Source organism: Actinomadura chokoriensis (assembly GCF_039529475.1).
Classification (GTDB): Bacteria; Actinomycetota; Actinomycetes; order Streptosporangiales; family Streptosporangiaceae; genus Spirillospora; species Spirillospora bangladeshensis.
This window is the reverse complement of sequence record NZ_BAAAMW010000062.1, coordinates 1-3,513: the sequence shown is the minus strand read 5'-3', so window position 1 is coordinate 3,513 and position 3,513 is coordinate 1. Positions and strand designations below refer to the sequence as shown.

2 rRNA genes are annotated in these 3,513 nt (G+C 58.1%); both read left to right on the top strand.

Features of this window, described 5'->3' with window-relative positions:
• Window positions 1-145 precede the first annotated feature (145 nt).
• A 23S ribosomal RNA gene (locus ABFX46_RS43200) occupies window positions 146-3,245 on the top strand.
• 151 nt (window positions 3,246-3,396) lie between these two features.
• Window positions 3,397-3,513 (top strand): 5S ribosomal RNA (rrf, locus tag ABFX46_RS43195).

Genomic DNA, 3,513 nt, shown 5'->3' with positions numbered 1-3,513 from the left:
AATGAGTGTGGCGGTGCTGGTGGGCCCGGTTGTTTTTTGAGAACTGCACAGTGGACGCGAGCATCTCTGGTGAGGGCTTCGAGATTCTGCCTTTCGGGGTGGGGTTGAGGGTTCTCATCTGCGATTTGTTTTGATCGTTTTGTGTGTTCAAGTTTTTAAGGGCATACGGTGGATGCCTTGGCATCAGGAGCCGATGAAGGACGTGGGAGCCTGCGATATGCCTCGGGGAGTCGGCAACCAGACTTTGATCCGGGGATTTCCGAATGGGGAAACCTGGCACTCGTCATGGGGTGTCGCCGCCTGCTGAATGTATAGGCAGGTTGGTGGGAACGCGGGGAAGTGAAACATCTCAGTACCCGCAGGAAGAGAAAACAATAGTGATTCCGTGAGTAGTGGTGAGCGAAAGCGGATTAGCCTAAACCGTGCGCGTGTGATAGCCGGCAGGCGTTGCGTGTGCGGGGTTGTGGGACCATCCGGTCAGTGCTGCCGCGCTGGCGAGGAGTTACAAACTGCTCGGGTAGTCGAATGGCATGGGAAGGCCGACCGTAGACGGTGAGAGTCCGGTAGACGAAATCCGAGTGGCTTCTGGGTGTGTTCCCGAGTAGCACGGGGCCCGTGAAATCCCGTGTGAATCTGCCACGACCACGTGGTAAGGCTGAATACTTCCTGATGACCGATAGCGGACCAGTACCGTGAGGGAAAGGTGAAAAGTGCCCCGGTGAGGGGTCGTGAAATAGTACCTGAAACCGTGTGCCTACAAGCCGTCAGAGCGTCCTCGGGAGCTTGCTTCCGTTCGTGATGGCGTGCCTTTTGAAGAATGAGCCTGCGAGTTATGGTGTGTGGCGAGGTTAACCGGTGGCGGGTAGCCGTAGCGAAAGCGAGTCTGAATAGGGCGTTTGAGTCGCATGCTGTAGACCCGAAGCGGGGTGATCTAGCCATGGGCAGGGTGAAGCGCCGGTAAGACGGTGTGGAGGCCCGAACCCACCAGGGTTGAAAACCTGGGGGATGACCTGTGGTTAGGGGTGAAAGGCCAATCAAACTCCGTGATAGCTGGTTCTCCCCGAAATGCATTTAGGTGCAGCGTCGCGTGTTTCTTGCCGGAGGTAGAGCTACTGGATGGCTGATGGGCCCTACAAGGTTACTGACGTCAGCCAAACTCCGAATGCCGGTAAGTGAGAGCGTGGCAGTGAGACTGCGGGGGATAAGCTTCGTAGTCGAGAGGGAAACAGCCCAGATCATCGGCTAAGGCCCCTAAGCGTGTGCTAAGTGGGAAAGGATGTGGAGTTGCTCTGACAACCAGGAGGTTGGCTTAGAAGCAGCCATCCTTGAAAGAGTGCGTAATAGCTCACTGGTCAAGTGATTCCGCGCCGACAATGTAGCGGGGCTCAAGCACACCGCCGAAGCCGTGGCATTGACACGTATGTGTTGATGGGTAGGGGAGCGTCCTGCAGCCGGTGAAGCCGCCGAGTGATCGAGTGGTGGAGGCTGTGGGAGTGAGAATGCAGGCATGAGTAGCGAGTCACGCGTGAGAAACGTGTGCGCCGGATGACCAAGGGTTCCTGGGGCAGGCTAATCCGCCCAGGGTAAGTCGGGACCTAAGGCGAGGCCGACAGGCGTAGTCGATGGACAACGGGTTGATATTCCCGTACCCGCTGGTATGCGCCAACGCTGAACCCTCTGATGCTAAGACCCCGAATCCCGGTTCGAGCCTTCGGGTTTGTTCTGGGGCTAGCGGTCGACCCGAGGGGGTAGTAGGTGAGTGATGGGGTGACGCAGGAGGGTAGCTCAGCCCGGGCGATGGTTGTCCCGGGGTAAGCATGTAGCCCGCGCTATAGGCAAATCCGTAGCGCATGTGGGTGAGATGTGATGCCGAGCCGTTTTAGGTGAAGTGAGTGATCCCATGCTGTCGAGAAAAGCCTCTAGCGAGTGTACTGGCGGCCCGTACCCTAAACCGACTCAGGTGGTCAGGTAGAGAATACCAAGGCGATCGGGTGAACTGTGGTTAAGGAACTCGGCAAATTGCCCCCGTAACTTTGGGAGAAGGGGGACCTCGCCCGGTGACGGCACGTGCTGTCCGAGCTGGGTGGGGTCGCAGAGGCCAGGGGGAAGCGACTGTTTACTAAAAACACAGGTCCGTGCGAAGTCGTAAGACGCTGTATACGGACTGACGCCTGCCCGGTGCCGGAACGTTAAGAGGACCGGTTAGACCAGTAATGGTCGAAGCTGAGAATCTAAGCGCCGGTAAACGGCGGTGGTAACTATAACCATCCTAAGGTAGCGAAATTCCTTGTCGGGTAAGTTCCGACCTGCACGAATGGCGTAACGACTTCCCCGCTGTCTCAACCACAGGCCCGGCGAAATTGCAGTACGAGTAAAGATGCTCGTTTCGCGCAGCAGGACGGAAAGACCCCGGGACCTTCACTACAGCTTGGCATTGGCGCTTGGAGCGTCTTGTGTAGGATAGGTGGGAGACTGTGAAGCCGGCACGCCAGTGTCGGTGGAGTCGTTGGTGAAATACCACTCTGGTCGTTTTGAGCGTCTAACCCGCACCCGTGTATCCGGGTGGGGGACAGTGCCTGGTGGGTAGTTTAACTGGGGCGGTTGCCTCCTAAAGTGTAACGGAGGCGCCCAAAGGTTCCCTCAGCCTGGTTGGCAATCAGGTGGCGAGTGCAAGGGCACAAGGGAGCTTGACTGTGAGACGGACGTGTCGAGCAGGTGCGAAAGCAGGGCCTAGTGATCCGGCACCTACGTGTGGAAGTGGTGTCGCTCAACGGCTAAAAGGTACCCCGGGGATAACAGGCTGATCTTCCCCAAGAGTCCATATCGACGGGATGGTTTGGCACCTCGATGTCGGCTCGTCGCATCCTGGGGCTGGAGTAGGTCCCAAGGGTTGGGCTGTTCGCCCATTAAAGCGGCACGCGAGCTGGGTTTAGAACGTCGCGAGACAGTTCGGTCCCTATCCGCTGCGCGCGTAGGAGAATTGTGAGGGTCTGTCCCTAGTACGAGAGGACCGGGACGGACGGACCTCTGGTGTGCCAGTTGTCCCGCCAGGGGCACGGCTGGTTGGCTACGTTCGGTCGGGATAACCGCTGAAAGCATCTAAGCGGGAAGCCTTCCTCGAGATGAGTTCTCCCACCCCTTGTGGGTGTAAGGCCCCCGGTAGACGACCGGGTTGATAGGCCGGAGATGGAAGCGCGGTAACGTGTGGAGTCGACCGGTACTAATAGGCCGAGTGGCTTGAACACACTGAACGTTCAAACCAAATCGCTGCGATGTTCGCGTCCCTGTGTGGTTCCCAGAAAACAACCTGGGCGCCTGTAGTTGATAACTGGATACCGAGCCTGACGGCTTGGACGTTGATTTGCCCGCCCCCGTGTGGGGTGGTGCGTTGAGGCGTTCGGTGGTTTTGGCGAAGGGGAAACACCCGGTCCCATCCCGAACCCGGAAGTTAAGCCCTTCAGCGCCGATGGTACTGCATGGGAGACTGTGTGGGAGAGTAGGACGCCGCCGGAC